Annotated in this window: 19 protein-coding genes and 1 tRNA gene; 7 read left to right on the top strand and 13 right to left on the bottom strand. The window is 69.3% G+C overall.

What is annotated here, in order from left to right; all coding sequences use genetic code 11:
• Positions 1-65 precede the first annotated feature (65 nt).
• The gene (locus LWF15_RS02660) at positions 66-1,562 is read right to left on the bottom strand and encodes an acetyl-CoA carboxylase carboxyltransferase subunit alpha/beta (protein WP_232808705.1); all 1,497 of its coding nucleotides are present in this window, start codon (positions 1,560-1,562) and stop codon (positions 66-68) included.
• Positions 1,563-1,899: 337 nt separating this feature from the next.
• On the opposite strand from LWF15_RS02660, the gene LWF15_RS02655 reads away from it, so the two are divergent.
• Entirely contained in the window at positions 1,900-3,090 is a 1,191-nt protein-coding gene (locus LWF15_RS02655; RefSeq protein ID WP_232808704.1) for a hypothetical protein, read from the top strand.
• Positions 3,091-3,196: 106 nt separating this feature from the next.
• Here the strand turns inward: LWF15_RS02655 and LWF15_RS02650 are convergent, their stop codons facing one another.
• Entirely contained in the window at positions 3,197-3,424 is a 228-nt protein-coding gene (locus LWF15_RS02650) for a hypothetical protein (RefSeq protein ID WP_232808703.1), read from the bottom strand.
• A 209-nt stretch (positions 3,425-3,633) separates the two neighbouring features.
• On the opposite strand from LWF15_RS02650, the gene LWF15_RS02645 reads away from it, so the two are divergent.
• The gene (locus LWF15_RS02645) at positions 3,634-4,818 is read left to right on the top strand and encodes a damage-control phosphatase ARMT1 family protein (protein ID WP_232808702.1); all 1,185 of its coding nucleotides are present in this window, start codon (positions 3,634-3,636) and stop codon (positions 4,816-4,818) included.
• Positions 4,819-4,820: 2 nt separating this feature from the next.
• On the opposite strand, the gene LWF15_RS02640 is transcribed toward LWF15_RS02645, so the two are convergent.
• Positions 4,821-5,471, bottom strand: coding sequence for a response regulator (locus LWF15_RS02640; protein ID WP_232808701.1), 651 nt, complete (start codon positions 5,469-5,471; stop codon positions 4,821-4,823).
• Positions 5,468-6,586 carry a sensor histidine kinase gene (locus LWF15_RS02635; protein WP_232808700.1) on the bottom strand — a complete coding sequence of 373 codons (1,119 nt, stop codon included), beginning with the start codon at positions 6,584-6,586 and terminating at the stop codon, positions 5,468-5,470. The genes LWF15_RS02640 and LWF15_RS02635 overlap by 4 nt, the downstream gene beginning before the upstream one ends.
• A 131-nt stretch (positions 6,587-6,717) precedes the next feature.
• Between LWF15_RS02635 and LWF15_RS02630 the strand changes: the two genes are divergently transcribed.
• Positions 6,718-7,737, top strand: coding sequence for an ABC transporter ATP-binding protein (locus LWF15_RS02630; protein WP_232808699.1), 1,020 nt, complete (start codon positions 6,718-6,720; stop codon positions 7,735-7,737).
• 29 nt (positions 7,738-7,766) lie between these two features.
• Entirely contained in the window at positions 7,767-8,621 is an 855-nt protein-coding gene (locus LWF15_RS02625) for an ABC-2 transporter permease (protein WP_232808698.1), read from the top strand.
• A gap of 29 nt (positions 8,622-8,650) precedes the next feature.
• Here LWF15_RS02625 and LWF15_RS02620 read toward each other — a convergent pair whose 3' ends face one another.
• Together LWF15_RS02620 and LWF15_RS02615 are read right to left on the bottom strand one after the other, a co-directional pair.
• Positions 8,651-9,352 (bottom strand): response regulator, encoded by a 702-nt coding sequence (locus LWF15_RS02620; RefSeq protein WP_232808697.1) that lies wholly within the window; start codon positions 9,350-9,352, stop codon positions 8,651-8,653.
• Positions 9,349-10,983 (bottom strand): sensor histidine kinase, encoded by a 1,635-nt coding sequence (locus LWF15_RS02615; protein ID WP_232808696.1) that lies wholly within the window; start codon positions 10,981-10,983, stop codon positions 9,349-9,351. Before LWF15_RS02615 ends, LWF15_RS02620 begins: the two co-directional genes overlap by 4 nt.
• 169 nt (positions 10,984-11,152) lie before the next feature.
• Between LWF15_RS02615 and LWF15_RS02610 the strand changes: the two genes are divergently transcribed.
• The 3 genes from LWF15_RS02610 to LWF15_RS02600 all read left to right on the top strand — a co-directional run bounded on the left by LWF15_RS02610 (position 11,153) and on the right by LWF15_RS02600 (position 14,361).
• Complete coding sequence (locus LWF15_RS02610) at positions 11,153-12,574, top strand: cation:dicarboxylate symporter family transporter (protein WP_232808695.1); 1,422 nt, start codon at positions 11,153-11,155, stop codon at positions 12,572-12,574.
• 308 nt (positions 12,575-12,882) lie between these two features.
• Positions 12,883-14,160, top strand: coding sequence for a hypothetical protein (locus LWF15_RS02605; RefSeq protein WP_232808694.1), 1,278 nt, complete (start codon positions 12,883-12,885; stop codon positions 14,158-14,160).
• A 128-nt stretch (positions 14,161-14,288) separates the two neighbouring features.
• Positions 14,289-14,361, top strand: a tRNA-Arg gene (locus tag LWF15_RS02600).
• Positions 14,362-14,465: 104 nt separating this feature from the next.
• On the opposite strand, the gene LWF15_RS02595 is transcribed toward LWF15_RS02600, so the two are convergent.
• The 7 genes from LWF15_RS02595 to LWF15_RS35915 are packed head-to-tail and all read right to left on the bottom strand — an operon-like array spanning position 14,466 to position 19,967.
• Positions 14,466-15,650 (bottom strand): tyrosine-type recombinase/integrase, encoded by a 1,185-nt coding sequence (locus LWF15_RS02595; protein WP_232808693.1) that lies wholly within the window; start codon positions 15,648-15,650, stop codon positions 14,466-14,468.
• Positions 15,650-15,835 (bottom strand): helix-turn-helix domain-containing protein, encoded by a 186-nt coding sequence (locus LWF15_RS02590; protein WP_232808692.1) that lies wholly within the window; start codon positions 15,833-15,835, stop codon positions 15,650-15,652. The genes LWF15_RS02595 and LWF15_RS02590 overlap by 1 nt, the downstream gene beginning before the upstream one ends.
• A gap of 2 nt (positions 15,836-15,837) precedes the next feature.
• The gene (locus tag LWF15_RS02585) at positions 15,838-17,610 is read right to left on the bottom strand and encodes a helitron helicase-like domain-containing protein (protein ID WP_232808691.1); all 1,773 of its coding nucleotides are present in this window, start codon (positions 17,608-17,610) and stop codon (positions 15,838-15,840) included.
• Positions 17,607-18,065 carry a hypothetical protein gene (locus LWF15_RS02580; protein WP_232808690.1) on the bottom strand — a complete coding sequence of 153 codons (459 nt, stop codon included), beginning with the start codon at positions 18,063-18,065 and terminating at the stop codon, positions 17,607-17,609. The genes LWF15_RS02585 and LWF15_RS02580 overlap by 4 nt, the downstream gene beginning before the upstream one ends.
• Positions 18,062-19,600 carry an FtsK/SpoIIIE domain-containing protein gene (locus tag LWF15_RS02575; RefSeq protein WP_232808689.1) on the bottom strand — a complete coding sequence of 513 codons (1,539 nt, stop codon included), beginning with the start codon at positions 19,598-19,600 and terminating at the stop codon, positions 18,062-18,064. The genes LWF15_RS02580 and LWF15_RS02575 overlap by 4 nt, the downstream gene beginning before the upstream one ends.
• Positions 19,600-19,842: a hypothetical protein gene (locus tag LWF15_RS02570; RefSeq protein WP_232808688.1), complete on the bottom strand. Its 243-nt coding sequence runs from the start codon at positions 19,840-19,842 to the stop codon at positions 19,600-19,602. The genes LWF15_RS02575 and LWF15_RS02570 overlap by 1 nt, the downstream gene beginning before the upstream one ends.
• Positions 19,842-19,967 (bottom strand): hypothetical protein, encoded by a 126-nt coding sequence (locus LWF15_RS35915; protein ID WP_269809426.1) that lies wholly within the window; start codon positions 19,965-19,967, stop codon positions 19,842-19,844. The genes LWF15_RS02570 and LWF15_RS35915 overlap by 1 nt, the downstream gene beginning before the upstream one ends.
• Between the last annotated feature and the right edge of the window lie 30 nt (positions 19,968-19,997).

Below are 19,997 nucleotides of genomic sequence, written 5' to 3'. Positions count from 1 at the left end.
GCCCGATGTCCGACATGGTTCCACCGGGCACCGACAGAATGCCGTCGGCCGAGGTAGGGGCCGGTTCAGAGGCCGATCCGGCGGTACCGGGCCAGGCGCTGGGCGAGTCGCTGCTCCGGGTCCACGCGGAGCACCTGCAGCAGTTCGTGCTCCAGCACCGTTCCCACCCGCCGCAGGAACCCGTCCGCGTCGTCTTCGGCGAACTCGCGCACCACGGTGTCGACGATCCCGTCGCGCAACAGGTCGCGGGCCCGCACCCCCTGGGCCTGAGCCAGCTCGGCCGCCCGTTCCGGCGCCCGGTAGAGGATCTGCGCCGCACCCTCGGGCGGCAGCGGCGAGATCCAGCCGTGCTGAGCCGCCACGACCCGGTCGGCCGGCAGCAGGGCCAGCGCCATCCCGCCCGCGCCCTGCCCCAGCACCAGGCACACGGTGGGCGCGGCCAGGGTGGTCAGGTCGGCCAGCGACCGGGCGATCTCACCGGCCAGCCCGCCCTCCTCCGCCTCCCGCGAGAGCGCGGCCCCGGCGGTGTCCACGATCGAGACCAGCGGCAGGCCGAGCTCGGCGGCCAGCCGCATGCCCCGCCGGGCCTCGCGCAGACCGGCCGGGCCGATCGCGGCGCCGGCCTCGGCCCGGCGATCGTGGCCCAGGACGACGCACCCGGCGTTGCCGAACCGGGCCAGGGCCAGCAGCATCGCCGGATCGGCCTCGCCCTGCCCGGTGCCGTTCAGGGGCACCACCGTGTCGGCGGCGACCTTCAGCAGTTCCCGCAGCCCCGGTCGCCGCGGATCGCGGGAACGCACGATCGAGTCCCAGGCCGGCTGGTCGGGCACCTCGGCCACGTCCGTGGTGGCCAGCCCGGGTTCCAGCGGCCGCGGAGCGTCGGGTACGGACGAGCCGGTGAGCACGGTGAGCGCATCAATCGCCACCTTGCGCAGTTCCTGCGGCCCGACCACGGCATCGATCAGCCCGTGCCGGAAAAGGTTCTCCGCGGTCTGCACTCCTTCGGGAAATGGTTCCCCGTTCAAGGCCTCGAACACCCGCGGCCCAAGAAAGCCGATCATTGCCCCGGGCTCGGCCGCGCACAGGTGCCCGAGCATTCCCCAGGAAGCCAGCACCCCGCCCATCGTCGGATTCCGTAGGTAGACCAGGTAGGGCAGCCCGGCGGCCCGGTGGGCGGCGACGGCGGCGGAAATCTTGACCATCTGCAAAAAGGCGACCGTGCCCTCCTGCATGCGAGTGCCGCCCGAGGCCGGTGAGGCGATGAGCGGCAGCCTCCGCTCCCGCGCCCGGTCGGCGGCGGCCACGAAACGCTCGGCGGTCGCCACCCCGATCGAGCCACCGAGGAACGAGAAGTCGCCGACAACCAGCGCGACCGCCCGCCCACCGAGCCGCCCCTCGCCGGTGACCAGCGACTCGTCCAGGCCGCTGCGCTCGCGGGCCGTGCGCAACGCCGTTGCGTAGGACCGGTCCACCGGTCCGAGACGCCCGTGCTCCACCGGCTCGTCCCAGGAGCGCCAGCTGCCCTCGTCCAGGGTCTGCTCGATCAGTTCGTAGGCCCGCACGGTCCCAGTGTGCAACGGCACTGCACTTGCCAGGAGTGGCGGCCGGGCCCTTCCCTGGTGGGGGAACGGCGCACCACAGTCGGTGAACCCGGAAAAGAATCGGCGATCCGATGCAACGCCAGGCACTTCCGCAGGCGTCTGGAGCACGCTGCACCCGAAGGCGGTGAAAGAGCGAGCACGGTGAGCACATTGCGAACCGGACTCGGTATTAGCCCGTTGGGCGGGAACCGCGTCGGGTCGGTGTATCCGTCCGCTACGGTCAAGTATCTGTCGGGGCGGGCAGCGGAACTCGAACGTGAAGAACAGAAGAAGTAAATCCAGAGCAAGGGGTGGGGTAGTGACCACGCGTTCCAAAGTCATGGCATTCGCAGGCTTCGGCCTGGCGGCCGCGGTCGGGATCAGCGGCTGTGGCTCGGACTCCGGCAGCGCCTCCGGCGACGCCGGCTCGGGCGTAGCCCAGAGCGACGGCACGCCCAAGGGCGAGGTGATCGCCGCCTTCCAGGGCCTCAACGAGTCCAGCAACGCCGGCTTCACCCTGAAGCTCGAGAGCAGCCCGGAAGACATCAAGAAGATCAACGCCGCGCAGGACGCCGCCGACAAGATCGACGCGGCCGACCGCAAGGCGATCGAGCAGGTCCTGTCCGGCAAGGTCACCATGAACATGACCGCGCCGGACGGCAAGACCTTCGGTGACCTCACCAAGGAGTCCACCGCCAACCAGGACGCGCAGGCCCTCCTGCAGGACCCGGCCGCGCTCGAGGCCGCCCTGAAGGGGCAGGGTTCCTTCGCCATGTCCGTGGTCCTCGAGGACTCGGGCCTGTTCGAGTTCGTCACCAAGGACGGCGTGATCTACGTCCGGGCCGACGTGGACAAGATCGCCGAACTGGCTGAGCAGAACGTCTCCGCCCTGGAGTCCCAGCTCGGTCAGCTGCCGCCGGTCATCGCCACCCCGGTGCAGAAGCTGCTCGACGGTGAGTGGGTCTCGCTCGACCTGATCGCCACCGTCAAGAGCCTGGACGAGCAGGGGGTGCTCGACCAGATCCCGCAGGAGACCGTGAGCCCCACCGTCGACCAGGCCAAGGTCCAGGCCTTCCTCGACTCGCTGAGCGCCTCGTTCGAGGCCGACGCGCAGATCGACGAGATCGACGGCGGCGACCGGGGCGACGGCTACCGGGTCACCGTGCCGGCCAAGAAGATCGCCACCTCGGTGCAGAACGACCTGATCGGCGTGGTCGGTCAGGAGTCGGCCGACGAGATCCGTGACTCGATCAAGGAGATGCCGGAGAAGGACATCGCCTTCGACGTCTTCGTCAAGGACGACAAGCTCACCGGTGTGAACCTGGACCTGGTCCAGTTCCTCGACAAGCCGGTCGAGGACGCCACCTTCGCGGTCGACCTGGCGGTCGACGCCGAGGCCAGCGCCGTGCAGGTGCCGGGCAACGCCACCGCGGTCGACATCAAGGGCATCTTCGGCCTGATCCCGGCCGACTCGCTCTCCGGCCTGGCCGGTGGCGGCACCGGTCTCTGATCGCCGCACCGCTCGACTGCGGGCCGGAACTCACGACGGGTTCCGGCCCGCATTCGTTTTGCCCGCCGCAGCGGCGTCCGCCCTCAGGAAGAACCCGCTCCGCGGGTCAGAGGGGATGCTGGTCGGCGAAGTCGACCAGGAACACCCACAGGCCGACGATCTCGGCGCACACCGCCAGCAGCGCCACCATGGTCTGGACCCCGCGCGACTGCCCCGGCAGCATCGCCTTCGCCGCGCCCTTGTTGAACTTCCAGAGCTTGTTCCAGAGCCAGTTCACCATGTCGACGAAGACGAAGAACATGTCCCGGACGAGTCGCCCCGTAGCGTCAATCATCGCCAGTACTCCCGCTTCGTCGTCACGCCTTCCGCCCGCTCACCCGGCTCGCTCAGGTGTTCCATTCTGATCGCGGCGGTAGCGAAGACGGGATGCACCGGCACTGTCGGGCCGTACCCCTGGCCGATCGAACCCTCTCCGCCGCGATCTGTGCAGCATTGTCTCAATCGGGCCGCTCACTCCTGGCCGCGGGCTGAGAGGCTGGCCCCATGGACCTGGAACCGATGACCGCACCCGGCGACCCGAACCTCACCGCCCCCGTCATCACCAGCGAGGACGGCTTTCCGCGGACCGTCCTGAGCGAGCGCCACCCCGAACTGCTGCGCAAGGTGCTGGACGGCGTCCCCTACCCACCGGAGATCCGTGCCGCGGTGAACGGCCTGGCCGAGGAGATCGAGGGGCCGATCCTGCCGCTGTCCGACACACACGCCGACGCGCGGCAGTGGGCCGAGTGGTCCGCGCCCTACCTGGGCAAGAGCTGGTACGAAGTGCCGTTCTTGTGGGCCGAGAACTACTTCTACCGCAAGCTGCTGGCGGCCACCGGCTGGTTCGGCCCCGGCCCTTGGCAGGGGGTGGACCCGTTCGGCCCGCAGAAAGACGCCGAGCTGGCCGGACCCGCGGTGCAGGCCGAACTCGAGGCGCTGAGCGGACTGGAGAACATCCCCGAAGGCGAACTGATCGACTCGCTCGTCCTGGCTGCGCTCTGGGGGAACCGCGCGGATCTGGGCTTCCAGTTGCAGAGGCCGGCGGCGGGCGGCCGTCAGCCGGCCGGAGAAAACCTGATTGAGGACGATCGGGCCACCTTGATCCCGCTGCTCGCCGATGCGCGCGACATCGTTTGGGTCACCGACAACATCGGCCGCGAACTTCTGCCCGATCTGGTGCTTGCCGACCGGCTTCTCCTGCTCCATCCGGGTATTACCTTCCGGTTGCACGTGAAACCCAGTCCGTACTTCACCTCGGACGCCACTCCCACCGACGTTCTGAATACGGTGCAGCGACTGGTCGACGGTCCGGGCGCCGCCTCCCAGATCGGGCACAGGCTCCGCAACTCCCTGTCGGAGGGGCAATTGCGGATCGATGCGCACCCCTTCTACGTGGCGCCCCTGACCTTCGACCAGGCTTCTGAAGACCTTCAAAAGACTTACGCAGAAGCAGATCTCACCGTAGTGAAGGGTGATCTGAACTATCGAAGGCTGGTCGGTGACGTTGCCTGGCCGGCCACCACGGAGTTCGCCACCGTGACCAGCTACTGGCCGGGGCGGGTCGCGGCCCTGCGCACGCTGAAGTCCGACGTGCTGGTGGGCCTGGATGCAGACCGGCTGGCCGAGCTCGACAGCACCGGTGAGAAGTGGCGCACCAGCGGGAATTACGCGGTGATCCAGGTGCGGTGACGTCAGCGGCCGAGGCCGGACTGGATCGCGAACACCACCAGCTGGGCCCGGTCTCGCGCCTGCAGCTTGACCATGGCCCGGCTGACGTGGGTGCGCACGGTGTCGGCGGAGACCACCAGTTCCTCGGCGATCTCGGCGTTCGACCGGCCGGTGGCCACCCAGGAGACGATCTCACGCTCGCGCTCGGTGAGGTCCTTCAGGCGCGGATGTGGTTGCCGGGCGGGTGAACCCGTACCGAACTGTTCGATCACCCGCCGGGTCACCGAGGGGGCCAGGAGCGACCCGCCCTCGGCGACTACTCTGATCGCCTCCAGAATTGCTTTCGGGGCGGCGTCTTTCAGCAGGAACCCGCTGGCGCCGTGACGCAGTGCCTCGAAGACGTACTCGTCCAGTTCGAACGTGGTCAGCATGACCACGCGCACGGTGGACAGGGCCGGGTCGGCGGCGACCTCGGACAGCAGCCCGAGGCCGTCGAGGGCGGGCATGCGGATGTCGCAGAGGACGACGTCGGGGCGGGTGCGGCGGATCAGGGCCAGGCCCTCGCGCCCGTCGCCGGCCTCCCCGGCCAGCGCCAGGTCGGGCTCGGTGCCGATCAGGGTGGACAGCCCCATCCGGACCAGCGGCTGGTCGTCGACCAGGGCCACCCGGATCACGATGGCACCGGGATCGTCGCATTGACCACGAAACCGGATGCCGCCGCCGGGGTCTCGAGATGGCCGCCGATGTTCTCGACCCGTTTTCGCATTCCGGCGATGCCCATGCCCAACGACGAGGAGGCGGTCTGGGCACCCACCCCGTCGTCGGCGATCGTGACCGACAGCCGCCCACCGGAAAGCCGGAAGGTGACCACCGCGCGCTGGGCCTGAGCATGGCGCAGCACGTTGGTCAGCGACTCCTGAACCACGGCGTAAACCACCTGCCCCACCTCGCCCGGAAGTTCGGACGGTTGGGGGACGTCTGACGGCAGTTCGACGGTCAGCCCGCCCGAGCGCACCCGTTCGAGCAGGGGACGGATGTCGGCCAGGCCGGGGGCGGGGGCCCGGGTTGCGGTGCCGGAGCTCATGACGGCCAGTTCGCGGCGCAGCGCCGTCAGCGAGTCCTGGCTGGAGGAACGGATCGCATCGAGACTCTGCCGCAGCCGCTGGTCGTCCTCGGCCGGGATGGTGGTCTTGTCCAGCACGTGCATGGCCACCTGGGCGTGCATGGCGATCACGGCCAGGCCGTGGCCCACCCCGTCGTGCAGCCCCTGGGCCATGCGTAGCTGTTCTTCGGTGGCCGAACGCCGGGCCTGTTCGGCGCGCAGGTCTTTCCGGTCGTTGAGGCGGAGGCCGGCCAGGCTGCCGCCGAGCGTGAGGGCCAGGACGCCCAGGGCCTGCCAGGCGGTGACGTGGCCGGGCGCCTCGTGCACGATCGCCTTGACCGCCAGCCCGGTGGTGAGCAGGACCAGGGCCGGAAGTATCACAGGCCGGAGGGCGGGCCAGCGCAGCCGCTGAGCAGCGATGAAGGCGGTCATCGGCATCACGGCGAACAGCGGGCCGTTGGGCAGGCCCAGGGCGAAGTAGGCGCCCACTGCGGCGCCGGCGACCAGGACCGCGGGCCGGGGGTGCCACCAGGCGGCGGGCAGACACAGGGTCGCGATGCCGGCCAGGACCAGCACCGGCAGCACCTGGCCGCTGTCTTCGTGGGCAGCACCGACCGACCCGATGAAGAGCAGCGCTGACACCAGAGGGGTGTACCAGGAGCCGCGCACCGGGCCGGGTTCGGTCATGTTTCGAGACTAGGTGTGCCCACCGACAGACATGTACGCCCGCGTGCGGCCCTTGTCTACGCAGATCTGCGTACCCGTCGGCCCTCGGCCGTCGGACGACCGGAGCGGTCGTGACCGGGAACGTTGCCGCCATGACGAATTCACCGGACGTGGTCGTGACCACGGATCGACTGACGAAACGCTATGGGACGGGCGAGAGCGCCAGACTCGCCGCGGACGCCGTGAGCCTCAGCGTGCGGCGGGGCGAGGTCTACGGGTTTCTCGGGCCCAACGGCGCCGGCAAGACCACCACGTTACGCATGGTGCTCGGCCTGATCCGGCCCACTTCCGGTTCCGCCACGGTGCTGGGCCGGCCCTCCGGGGAGCCGGAGGTGATGGCACGGGTGGGCGCGCTGATCGAGGGTCCGGGCTTCTACCCGTTCCTCTCCGGCCGGGAGAACCTCCAGGTCATGGCCCGGTATCGGGGACTGTCCGGCTCGGCGGCCGAGATCGCGCTGGAACGGGTGGACCTGGCTGGGCGCGGCGACGACCGGTTCCGGTCGTACTCCCTGGGCATGAAGCAGCGTCTCGGCGTGGCCTCGGCCCTGATGGGGGAGCCGGAGGTGATTGTGCTGGACGAGCCCACCAACGGCCTGGACCCGGCCGGTATGCAGGACATGCGCCGGCTCATCGTTTCGCTGGCCGAGGGCGGGACCACGGTCGTGCTCTCCAGTCATCTGCTCGCCGAGGTACAGGAGATCTGCGACCGGGTGGGAGTGATCAACAACGGACGTCTGTTGCGGGAGTCCACTGTCACTGAACTTCGTGGGGGTGCGCTTCTGCGCGTGCGCGCCACCCCGCCGGAGACAGCTCTGGCCGTGGCGATGCGGATCGCCGGGGACGACGGCGTGCGCCGGGCCGGGCCTGTGGGCAATCCCGGCGGCCCTGTGGAAAAGCGGCGCGGCCACCCGCACGACGCAGACACTCTGGTGCTCGACCTACCCCCTTCCGCGGCCCCCGAGGTCGCGCGTGTCCTGGTCGCCGAGGGTGCCGACATTCTCGAGATTGCGCCTCTGGAGCGCAGTCTCGAGGAAGTGTTCTTTGAGATGACGTCCGCGACAGCGGAACCGGCGGTTGTCCCCAACGGGCGCACCGGCGTCCACAATCTGTGAAAAAACCTGTGGATAGAGGACTGACTGGAATGACTGCGATCGTGAACAGTGCACGGGCCGAACTACTTCGGCTGCGCCGCTGGCCGGCGGTGTGGGTCACCCTGGGGGCCTGGCTCTTCCTGGCCTGCCTTTTCGGTTATGCTTTCAATTACGTCGCCTACACGACGGGTGGCAGCAACTTCGCCAGTGAAGAGCTGGGCCGCCAGGAGATCTTCGCCGCGCTGCTGCCCGAGGCCCTGCCCTCGGTGCTCGTCCAGGGCATGCCGATGTTCGGTGGGGCGCTGATGTTGGTGCTCGGCGCCATCTCGGCCGGCAACGGCTACGCCTACGGCACCTGGAAGACGATCTACACCCAGGGGCCCTCGCGCTCGGCCGCGACCGCCGGTTCGCTGCTGGCCCTCACCGCCTTCGTGCTGGGCGTCCTGCTCGCCACCCTGGCCCTGTTCGCCACCATCACCGGGCTGATCGCGCTGACCGAGGCCGAGTCGGTGGTGTGGCCCGCCTTCGCCGAGCTGGCGCGCTCTTTCGGCGCGGGATTCCTGGTGCTCGAGATGTGGATGCTGGCCGGTTACTTCCTGGGCACGGTGGCGCGCAGCCCGGCCCTGTCGGTCGGCCTGGGCCTGGTCTGGACCCTGGTGCTGGAGATGCTGCTGCGCGGGGTCGGCGGGCTGCTCGGCCCGATCGAGACCTTCACCCAGGTCCTCCCCGGGACTGCCGCGGGTTCTCTGGTCGGGGCCGTCATCGGAGGTGACGCAGCCGCCTTGGACACCCCGGGCGTCCTCGATGTGCTCTCCGGACCGACGGCCGCGCTCTCCATGGCGGTCTACCTGGTCGTCCTCGCGATCGGGACGATGCTCCTGATCAGACGGCGGGACGTGGCCTGATCGAGCTCAGGGGCAGGCACGGAAGGCGCTCAGGGGGCACCTCGCCAGCGGTACTCGATCTCCGGCCGGCCGGTGCCCCCGTAGCGCGATCCCCGGGTGGCCAGGCCGGTCTCGACCAGGTACTCCAGATAACGCCGGACCCCGACCCGGGACATGCCGATGGCCTCGGCCGCGCCCATCGCGGTGAGCGCCCCCTCGGCGGCCCGCACCGCGCCGATCACCCGCTCCAGCGAGTCGGCGCTCATGCCCTTGGGCAGTTGCTGCTCGGTGGCGCCGCCGCGCAGGTCGCCGAGCAGCCGGTCGACCTCGCGCTGGTCGATCTCCTCACCGGTGCCCGTGGCCCGGCTGAGCTGGGCGCGGAACTCGGCGTAGCTGGTGAGGCGGTCGCGCAGGGTGGCGAAGGTGAACGGCTTGAGCAGGTACTGGGCCACCCCGTTGGCCACCGCGCCACGCACGATCGCCAGGTCGCGGGCCGAGGTGACGGCGATGACGTCGGCCTGCACCCCGCGCGCCCGCATGATCCGGTGCACCTCCAGACCGTGCAGGTCGGGCAGGTTCATGTCGAGCAGCACCAGGTCGACCGGCTGGTGGGTGACCTCGTGCAGCGCCGCGGCCCCGGACCGGGCCAGCCCGACCACGGCGAACTGCGGCAGCCGGCGGACGTACTCGGCGTGGGCCCGGGCGGCCAGCTCGTCGTCCTCGACCACCAGCGTGCGGATCGTCCCGGTCACCGGCGCACCACCGCGGCCAGTGGCAGGCGCACCTCGAACACGGTCTCGTCCAGGTCCTCGTCGCGGTACAGAGAGATCGAACCCCGGTTGCGCTCCACCGCCTGCCGCACCAGAGCCAACCCCAGTCCTCTTCCGGCGCCGGGCTTCCCGGCCACCCCGTTGAGCCCGAACCGGCCGGCGTCGGCCTCCTTGGTGGACCAGCCGCGTTCGAAGATCCGCTCCGGTTCGACGATGCGCGGCCCGGAATTACTCACCCTCAGGCACAGCTCGCCCAGATCGTCGGTGACCCGCGCGGCCACCGACACCCGGCGGTCTCCCGGTGCCGACAGCGTTGCCTCGAAGGCATTGTCGATCAGATTGCCCAGCACGGTGAGCAGGTCGCGGGACGGCACGACGCCGTCCGGCACCTCCAGATCGGTGGGGAACTCCAGTCGGATGCCGCGTTCGGCCGCCTCGGCGGCCTTGCCCAGCAGCAGCGCGGCCACCACCGGTTCCTGCGACTGACTGATCACCCGGTCGGTGAGTTCCTGCACCCCGGCCAGTTCCGAGGTGGCGAACTCCAGGGCCCGGTCGGTCTCGCCGAGCTCGATCATGGTGATCACCGAGTGCAGCCGGTTGGCCGACTCGTGCGCCTGCGAGCGCAGCGACTCGGTCAGGCTGCGGGTCTGGCTGAGCTCGTCCGACAACGCGACCAGATCGGTGTGATCGCGCAGGGTGACCACACTTCCGAGCGTGCGACCGTTCCAGCGGGCGGGGGACTGGCTGACCACGAGCACACCCTCGCGGGTCAGGTGCAGTTCGTCGACCAGAGTGTCGTCGCGGCCGATCGCCTCGGTCAGGCCGTCGGGCAGCGGGAGCTCGGCCAGGCGCCGGCCGATCGCACTCTGGTCCAGGCCGAGCAGGCGCATCGCCTCGTCGTTGATCAGCTGCAGCCGGCCCTGCCGGTCGACGATCAGCAGTCCCTCCCGCACGGCGTGCAGCACGCCCTCGTAGAACTCGAACATCCTGGTCAGCTCGGCCTGACCCATGCCCAGCGTCTGACGCTTCAGGCGGCGGCCCAGGGCATAGGCGACGACGGCCCCGGCCACCAGGACCCCCGCGCCGACGGCGAACAGCGGCGGAAGCTGCTCCTGAACGAGTGCTCCGACGTTGTCGATCGTGATACCCACGGCGACCAGCGCGACCACGCCGCCACCGACGTCCTTAATTGGTGCCACTGCCCTGACCGAAGGGCCGAGCGTGCCGGTGTAGGTCTCGGTGAACGCCTCGCCGGTGCGGGCCGGCTCGGTGTGCCCGAGGAACTTCTGGCCGATCAGATCCGGGTTGGCGTGGGTGAACCGGGTGCCGTCGGGGCTCATCACGGTGATGAAGTCGGTGTCGGTGGCCTGCCGGATCCGCTCCACGTAGGGCTGCAGGACGGCGGAGGGGTCGGTGGTGTCCAGCGCCCGGAGCACGGTCGGTTCCAGCGCGATCGTCTCGGCCAGGGCCAGCACCTCGTGCGCGGTGGCGTCCCGGGCACGGTCGTGGGTCTGCACGTAGGCGGCCACCACCGTCGATCCGACCAGCAGCACGACGGCGGCGACGACCAGCCCGAAGGCCTGCCGGGCCACGCTCCAGTGCCGAGGGTCCATAGCCACAGTCTGCCGATGTCATCGCCTTACTCAATGACCGAAAGCGCGACCGTCGCTCGAAGGGCGGGCAACCTCGTCCGCAGTGGCGCAGTTCACAGCGAGCCCGACCATGGGTTCGAAGCGGACGCGCAGGCGCACGACACCTCATTCGACGACGCAGGAGGCGGCCATGTCCGAGATCCCCGCAGCGAGCAGCCCGGCCCCACAACCAGCGGATCCCCCGGCCGCCCCGAAGAAACAGCACAAGGACCGCACGCACATCCTCTACCTGTCGGTGATCGCGGCGGTGGTGATCGGGGCGATCGTCGGCCTGGTCGCCCCGGGCGTCGGGGAGTCGCTGAAGCCGCTGGGCACCGGGTTCGTGGCGCTGATCAAGATGATGATCGCGCCGATCATCTTCTGCACGATCGTCCTGGGTGTCGGCTCGATCCGGGAGGCCGCCAAGGTCGGCAAGGTCGGTGGGCTGGCCCTGGGCTACTTCCTGGCGATGTCCACCCTGGCCCTGGTGATCGGCCTGGTGGTCGGCAACATCCTGCACCCCGGCGACGGCCTGGACCTGTCCGGCCTGGCCGGCTCCGGCGCCGAGGCGGCCGGTGAGGAGCACACCAGCACCACCGACTTCATCCTGGGCATCATCCCCACCACGATCGTCTCGGCGCTGACCGAGGGCGAGGTGCTGCAGGCGCTGCTGGTCGCCCTGCTGGTCGGCTTCGCGGTGCAGCAGATGGGCGAGACCGGCCAGAAGGTGCTGGGCGCGATCAGCGTCATCCAGAAGCTGGTCTTCCGGATCCTCAGCATGATCATGTGGCTGGCCCCGGTCGGTGCCTTCGGCGCGATCGCCGCGGTGGTCGGTGCGACCGGCGTCGACGCCCTGGTCAGCCTGGCCCGGATCATGATCGCCTTCTACCTGACCTGCGCGATCTTCGTCTTCGTGATCATGGGCCTGATCCTGCGCCTGGCGGTCGGGCTGAACATCTTCTCGCTGCTGAAGTACCTGGGCCGGGAGTTCCTGCTGATCGTCGGCACCTCGTCCTCGGAGTCGGCGCTGCCCCGGCTGATCGCCAAGATGGAGCACATGGGCGTGTCGAAGCCGGTCGTCGGCATCACGGTGCCCACCGGCTACTCGTTCAACCTCGACGGCACCGCGATCTACCTGACCATGGCCTCGCTGTTCATCGCCGAGGCGCTGGGCAACCCGCTGAGCATCGGTGAGCAGATCTCCCTGCTGGGCTTCATGATCATCGCGTCGAAGGGCGCGGCCGGCGTCACCGGAGCGGGTCTGGCCACGCTGGCCGGCGGTCTGCAGTCGCACCGCCCCGACCTGGTCGACGGGGTGGGCCTGATCGTCGGCATCGACCGGTTCATGTCCGAGGCCCGCGCGGTGACCAACTTCGCCGGCAACGCGGTCGCCACGGTGCTGATCGGGCACTGGGTGGGCGAGTTCGACAAGGAGCAGGCGCTGCGCACGTTCCGCGGGGAGAGCCCGTTCAACGAGGCGACGCTGGTGGACGACCACGCCGCTCCGGCGGTGCACGGTGACTCGGACGCTTCGGTGGCGGTGACCGGTCGCTCGGAGAAGGTCTCGGTCTGAGGTTTTCGAACTGCTCTGACGACGAACGGTTCCTGAGGACGTCCTCGGGGACCGTTCGTCGTGCATTTGGGGCTTGAGGGGTACATGGGTAGAACGGTCCCGTTGAGCCCTGGGTGAAAGGATGCTCTTTCGGGCAGTTCGCTGAGACGATCTTGTCCAGTTCGTACCTTTCTTTTGTGAAGCGCCGTTTCAATCCGCCGCCCGGCTGGCCCCGGCCGCCCGAGGGCTGGCTGCCGCCTCGGGGGTGGCAGCCCGACCCGTCCTGGCCGTTGGCGCCGTTCGGCTGGCAGTACGTAGTAGAAGATCCAATGAGGGACGAGGGGCGCCTGGCTCCCACGGTCTCCGACGCCGTCGAGCGGTCCGAGTGGCTTCGGGACACACCGGCCCCGCCCGCCGAGAGCGTTCTCCCCGCCGTGCAGGCGGCCCGGGCTGCCCAGGTGGCCCGGCAGTGGGCCGGGCTGGACGAGAATCCCCCGGTGCACGAGTTCGGCACCGTCCGCTGGGCCGGAGAGGGCGATACGCCCGACGCCGGGCTGGATCTGTCCCGCCCCGAGCCCTCCGAGTCCTGGGTGCCGGTGGGCACATGGCGGGTAGGTGCCGTCCCCGCCGGGGGCCGCCCCTCCGACGGGCCGGACGAATCGCTCGGGGCCGTGAGCACCCCTGACGCCGCTCACTGGCTGGACCGTCTCTACGGCCCCTCAGACCGCGCGCCCGACCCGGCGGGGATCCCGGAGTACGACCTGGGCTCGCTGAACCGCCCCAACCGTCGCGCAGGCGCCCCAGCGCACGCCGCGAACGACCCGGGCCGCTTCCGCAACCTCGTCGAGAACCAGATCCCCGTCCAGGCCCACGGCTCCGACCGCCGCGCCAACTGGCCCCGCAAGCGCATCGTCCTGCCCATGGTCGTCCTGGTCGGCGTCGCCGGTTTCAGCCTGGGCCGCGGCGCCCTGGATGTCGTGAACCCGACCAAGGGCCAGGTCACCCTCGCCGACCCGCCCCTCCTGGCCGGCCAGAAGGCACCCAGTGGCTACCTCGTGACCGCCGCCCCCAAGCCCAAGCCCACACCGACGTCCACTGTTGAGAGCAAGCAGTCGGGCGGGGGTAAGCACAAGGCCGCGGTGCCCACGCCCGAGGCCACTGCCGCCGAGAAGAAGGCCGAGGCCCAGTCCACCGGCAAGGCGGCCACGCCCAAGGCCGGCGAGCGCCCCCGCACCACCGTCACCAGCACCACGATCAAGACCCCGGGCCCGGGCACCCAGTGGTCCCGCACCAGCCGCAGCGACGTCCCCACCACGGGCGCCGACGACGAGAAGCGCCGCTCCGACCGCAACCGGGACTACGACCGCGAGCGCAACCGCGACCGTGACGAGGACCGCCGCGGCCGCCACCGCAAGCCCGACCGTGCCACCCCCTGGCAGTGCGACCCCAACTACTCCGTCAGCTGCGTCCCCATCGCCTCCGACGTCGACTGCCTGTCGGCCGGCGGCGACGGCCCCGCCTACCTCGCCGCCCCGGCCCGGGTCATCGGCCGGGACATCTACAACCTGGACACGAACGGCGACGGCTGGGCCTGCGAGCGCTGGTGACCCGCCGTGTGCCGAGAGTGACGAATGCGGCGCTCCGGGTGCATCTGGCCGCCCCACGTTCACCGAGTTCGTACTTCGGGTGCAGACCCGCTAAGGTAGTCACCGCTCCCCCCGACAGGGAGGAGCGAGCGCCCGTAGCTCAACGGATAGAGCATTTGACTACGGATCAAAAGGTTAGGGGTTCGAATCCCTTCGGGCGCACTCGTTGAGACAGCGACGGAACCGGCCCTGATCTGCGGAAACGCATCGATCGGGGCCGGTTTCGTTTGTCAGTTCTTCGGGCTGGAAGAGGTTCGACTCACCGTTTACTCAACGCTTTCAGTTGACCCCGTTTCCGGGCCGTTCGCAGGCGTCTGACCTTCCGTGATCGCGCCCAGGGCGCCGGCCGCTTTCGGGCTTGCCTGGTGCCGGCCGAAGTAGGTGTCCTGCGTGATGCTGATCCGCTTGTGCCCGAGCTGGTCGGCGATCTCGCGGACGGTCAGACCACCCTCATCCAGCAGGGTCGCCGTGGTCTTCCGGAAGACGTGCGTGGTCACCCAGTCGAAGCCGAGCTTGTCCAGGGCATCCCGGACGTCCGAGTTGGTGTTCGACCGGTCACGGATCTTGCCGTGTTGCGACGGGAAGATCAGGTCCCACTCGTTCTCCGGCGACTCATGAGCCTTGAGCACAGCGACCAGCCAGGCCGGGAGATGGAGCTGACGCCAGCCACTCGGCGTCTTCGTGGTGGGCTGCAGGATCAGTCCGGTTCCCCGGGACCGAACGACGGTGGCGCGCACTTCGACCGTGGCCGCCTTGAGGTTCAGTGCCGGTTCGGTCACAGCGATGGCTTCACCGATGCGCAGGCCGGTTCCGAGCATGAAGTCGACCAGCGTGGGCAGATCTCGACTCACTGCCTCGGGGTCGGCGAGAAGGCCGGCCCGAATCTTGCGCACCTCAGGCAAGGTCAGCGATCGGGCAGCCTTCTTGGTCTGGGTGATCTTCGAGACCTCACGCACCGGGTTGTACTTGATCGCATCGTGCCGGGCCGCGAGGCCCACCAAGCCGTTCAGGACCGTCTTAGCGTGCTTGGCAGCAGCCGGACCGGTGTTCGTCTTGACTGACCTCAGCAGGCGATCACAGACGCTCACGGTCAGCTCACGCACCTGGAGCATGCCGATCCCGGGCACGACGTGCAGGCGCATGGCGTCTTCGTAGGCGTCCAGCGTCGTTGCGGCCCGACCTTCCTCCCGGATCTGGGCCAGCCACAGCTCCCCAACGTCCCGCACGCGCGTCTCTGCGGTTACCTCGCCCACCCGGCCAGCTCGTGACCGGGTGAGCAGGTACTCCTTGAGTGCAGCCTCAGCCTTGGCCCCAGTGGACGCCCGCCGCTGTACCTGCCGGGTTCGACCGTCGAAGTCCCGGAACCGCGTGTCGGCCTTCCAGACCTTCGGGCCGACCTGAGTCCGATTGATCGTGCCCCAGGTTCCCAAGGGCAGCGGCGGGCGCGACATCAGGCGATCTTGTCTGTCGTGATGTGGTCAAACCAGGTGACCACGTCTTCCGGCTTGTACCGCAGGTGCTTACCGATCCGGCGACCCTCCGGACCGTACCCGCGCGTGCGCCACTGATAGAGCGTTGCCACCGGGACGCCGAGGTACTCGGCCACATCGCTAGTCGTCCACAGTTTGGGAATCATTTCTAAGCAGCACCTTTCGCTCGATCAAATGCACTGACGGGGGTAGCAACTGGTGGAGGACCGCTACCGTCCCGTGCTGCTTCGTAAGCCGCGCGCCAGGTCTGGCGTTGGCTGATCGCATGCAGCAGTCGCGTGGAAAGCGGCGGCAGTTCGTTCGGGTTGACCGGCTCCCACACGTACCGGTCGGCGGTCTTGTCCCCGCGTGTGGCGTCGGCGCTGTCGGGGTCTACGCCGAGCAGGGCCAAGACGAAGGCCCGTCGTTCGTGACGGTGGTCGGTGAGCGTCTTACCCGACCACTTACGGGAGACCAGGACGCGCCGGCCTCCGTAGCCGAGGTGTTCACGTCGGTGGGCTTTGGCCTTGCAGGAGCCGGGGATCAGGCCGCGGCGGGCGTCTTTGGGTTGGATGCCGTAGCGCAGCCAGTTCGCGCATCGTGGGGAGCAGGGTTCGTAGCGCAGGGCGTGGACGAGGCGGTCGACGTGCGCTTTGACGGACGGGTTCTCGTCTTCGCCGTGGGCGGTGCCCATGGACTTGGTGAGGTACTTGGCGAGGTAGCCCACGCGCCGGTCAGCGTCCGGGGAGCCGGCCAGCAGGCCCTGGATGTCAGACTGGATACCGAACCGCACGACGTGCTGAGGTTCCAGGTCGTCATCGGCGTCGAGGTCGTCGAGGGCTTCGTCCCAGGTCGGCAGCACAGCCGCCGTGGTGGGGTCGAGGTAACCGACCGGCTCGCTAGCAGGGTTGCCGGTTAGGTCGGGGGCGTCGGCGTCTTCGTCCCAGACGGGCAGTTCGTCTTCGCGGACGTAGACCGGTGTATCGGCCTGGGGCCACCAGACCTGGTGGTAGGTGGCGGCGATGACCTGGCGGACCAGGGCACGCGGAATGGTGCCCCGGATCGCGATATGGGCGTGCGGGGCCAGGCGCTTCTGGGGTTCGACGGTGGCGAAGTACTGCACGTCGTACCCGGCGACGCGGCGCAGGTTCTGGACCAGCCGATCGAGCAGTTTGGGGAAGTGGATCGCATCCCGAGCCGCCCGCCGGTAGTCATACCGGGACGGATCGAGAGGAACGCCGTTGCCGTCGACTCGCCCGTAACCGGGCAGGGTGACCGTGACAAACATGGACGGCCGGTAGACCTTCCCATTATTGCCGGGGAATGTCTGTCCCACCGTTGTTTTCGCCATCGTGCGCTTGGGCAGATCGGGCGCGTCCTGGCGACGGCGGGTCGAGCGCTTCCGCCGAGCCGTTTCCGGCTTCTCACGTTCGAGCGGCCCGCGTACGCCCAGCTCAGCCAGCTCGGCATCGATGACGTCCAGCGTTTCGGCTGCGGCCTCAGCTACGCCGAGATCGCCGCGGGCGAGGAAGTCGTCCCGGACTGCGGTGACGTCGGCGCGGGCTGCGACCAGGTCTTGCTGGGCAGAGGTGGAGGGGTCTTCGTCGGGGATGGGGTCGGATTCGGCGTGCCAGCCGGCCCTGCATTGGTGCATGCGCAGTCGACGGGCACGCTGAGCACAGGTCGGGCACTTGGACTCGAGAGTTGCCCCGCACGGAACGTCGACGAGGGTGACTTCGCCGGTCAGGGTGTCGGTGACCCGCTGGGTGATGGGGCGGACGCAGACGCCGTTGGCGATGGCGACGTCTTCGGCGACGTGGAGGGCGACGGGCATGCGGGCGCGTTCGGCGCGGCTGTTGCGGGTCAGGTTCGAGATCGAGGCTGCGGCCGGCTGCATCGGGTTGCCCAGGTTGGCCGAGGCCGTGGGAACGGGGGTGGTCATCGGCGTCCCTTCAGTCGAGGCTGAAGCCAGCTCGGCAGGTGAGCGATCCGGGGGCGTGGGTCGGCGATGTGGCGCAGGGCGTGGACACGGACGGCGTCGACGGCCTCGGACTGGGGTGCGGTCTCGTCCCAGTCGCATGAGGTGCACCGCACCCTCATCGGGCGGTCGGTCAGGGAGGCCGGGGCCAGGGAGAACGTCACTCCAACATCCGTGACGATCGAGCCGACCGGAGGGACGACGGCCCAGCCTTCCGGCCACTCCGCAGCGGGGGTGTCGAGCTGGGCGACGTCTTCGGCCGGGCTGGTCTCGACGGTGACGGTCTCGTCGTGGTCGGGGTCCGTAGGGCTGTGGAGGCGGGACCACCAGGCGGGCGCCGGGCGGGTCTGCCCGGTCGGGTTCTGGTCGGGGCTGGTTTCTGGCATGGCCGTTCCAGGGGTGGCCGGGTTATCGCTCACGCGTCGTCACCTTCACCCGTGGTCCAGAAGCGGAAGGGGTAGGACTCATCCGGGCCGGTCTCCCGGCCGGCGGTCGGGTCGGTGATCGGGTCGGTGGCCGGCGTGTCGGGTAGCGGTGTCCAGTCGGTGTTCTCGGGTGCCGGCCACTGCGAGGCCATGTCGACGATGTCGGTGTCGGACAGGTAGGAGAAGCGGACCCGGACCGGTTCCAGGGCTCCTTCGACGCGGACGTAGGCGATGCCGGGCAGGCTGGCCGGGATCAGGTGACACGCCGCGCCCCGTTCCAGCGCTCCTTCACCCAGCACCATGTCCACGTGGGAGTCCTCAGCCAGCCGTAGCGCGATCCGGTAGGTGAACAGGTCCCGGAACGGCAGCACCTCCTTCCGCGGATCCTGCAACGCCGCCAGGACGCTGTAACCCACCGCACGTCCCTGCGAGAGCAGAACTTGCATGGCAGCAGCAACTTTCGCCTTAACATCCTTGGGTGCATAGGCGGTCAGGAACGCCAGCTCATCGATCACGATCACTTCCAGCGGATCAGCCTTGGACGGGGTGAAGACGCGTACGCCAGCGGCTTTCAGGTGACGTTTGCGGTCGTTCATGTCCGCCACGGCCCGTTCCAGCAGAGCGAGCATGGCGTCCAGGTCTTCATCGGCGTACTCGGCGAACAACGCCCGCCCAGGGAACAGCTCCATCCCACCCTTGGGATCGACCCCACGCAGTCGTACGGTGCCCTCCGCGACGGCCGGAGCCAGCGCCCGGACCGTTGACCACAGTGCCGATCCCTTGCCCGAGCCCGAGGCGCCGGCCAGCAGGACATGCCGGCCCAGCAGCCACAGCAGGAAGAGCTGACCGTCCTCACCCAAGGCGACCGGTAGAGCGTCCAATACCGGGACCGGCGCCGGGTCCAACGGGGCGACGAGATGGCGCAGCGGGTCTTTGGCGTAGAACAGCACCCGCACCCGACCGGGCGCGTCCTCGATCACGCTGCATCGGTGAGCGGCGTACACGTGCCGCAGGCCCTCAGCCCGAGCTGCCACGTCGGCTGGTGTCTGACCGTGGAGCAGGCGCAGATGCAGGGTGTCGACCACGGCCGTAGAGCGGATACGGGTCACGGCCGGGACGTAGACCTCATGGTCGGGGGTGACGCGGGTCAGGCCGGTTCCGTCCATTGCGGGATGCCAGCGCCGCTTGTATTTCGTCCACCACCGCCACACGCCCCGGGCCGGTTGTGAGACTGCGACGTCGAAGGAGGCCGGCCATCGGGAGGCCCAGACCAGGCCCAGGGCGAGCCACCAGGTCAGCGCCGTCAGCGCCCACAGCCCACCCAGCCGCGACCAGATGACCAGCAGCACGAACGCGGGCAGGGACAGGCCCCAGTACGTGAACGCCTGCCGTAGCAGCCACCGCGAGGCCCGGGCCAGGTGCTTGCTCAGGAACAGTGGGACGGTGACCCACAGGGGGATGACGTAGCGTTGACGGGTGGTGAGGCCGGTTCCGGCCAGGTCTTCTACCCGGGTGCCGTTGACCAGCATCAGAGGGTGCTCCCATCCGTGGAATCAGTCGAGGTAGTCGAAGCGGGAACGTCAGGCAGTCCCAAGGCCGCGCGCAGGTCGTGCAGGACGTCTCGTAGGCGCACCAGACGTTCGGAGTCGTCCCAGCGGTCATCCGGATCGAGAAGGAAGGTGGCCATGCCCACGGCCCGGCAAGCTGCCAGGACCCGTTGGTTGCTTTCCTGGTACTGGTCGAACCAGAACGAATCCATGCCGCCGGCCATCACAGGCCACCGCCGCTGGTGCGGTCGCTGTTGGTGAAGGAGATGAACCGGCCACCCTCCCCGCGCAGGGGCAGGGCGACCAGGTGCGCGCAGTCGGGGCACTGCCCGAAGTGCAGCCGCCCCACCGGGTGAACCTCGGCACAGGTACGGCACGG

Source organism: Kineosporia rhizophila (assembly GCF_021277265.1).
GTDB classification, from domain to species: domain Bacteria; phylum Actinomycetota; class Actinomycetes; order Actinomycetales; family Kineosporiaceae; genus Kineosporia; species Kineosporia rhizophila.
Note: the sequence above shows the minus strand (reverse complement) of the source record. Positions and strands in the feature narration are given on the sequence as shown.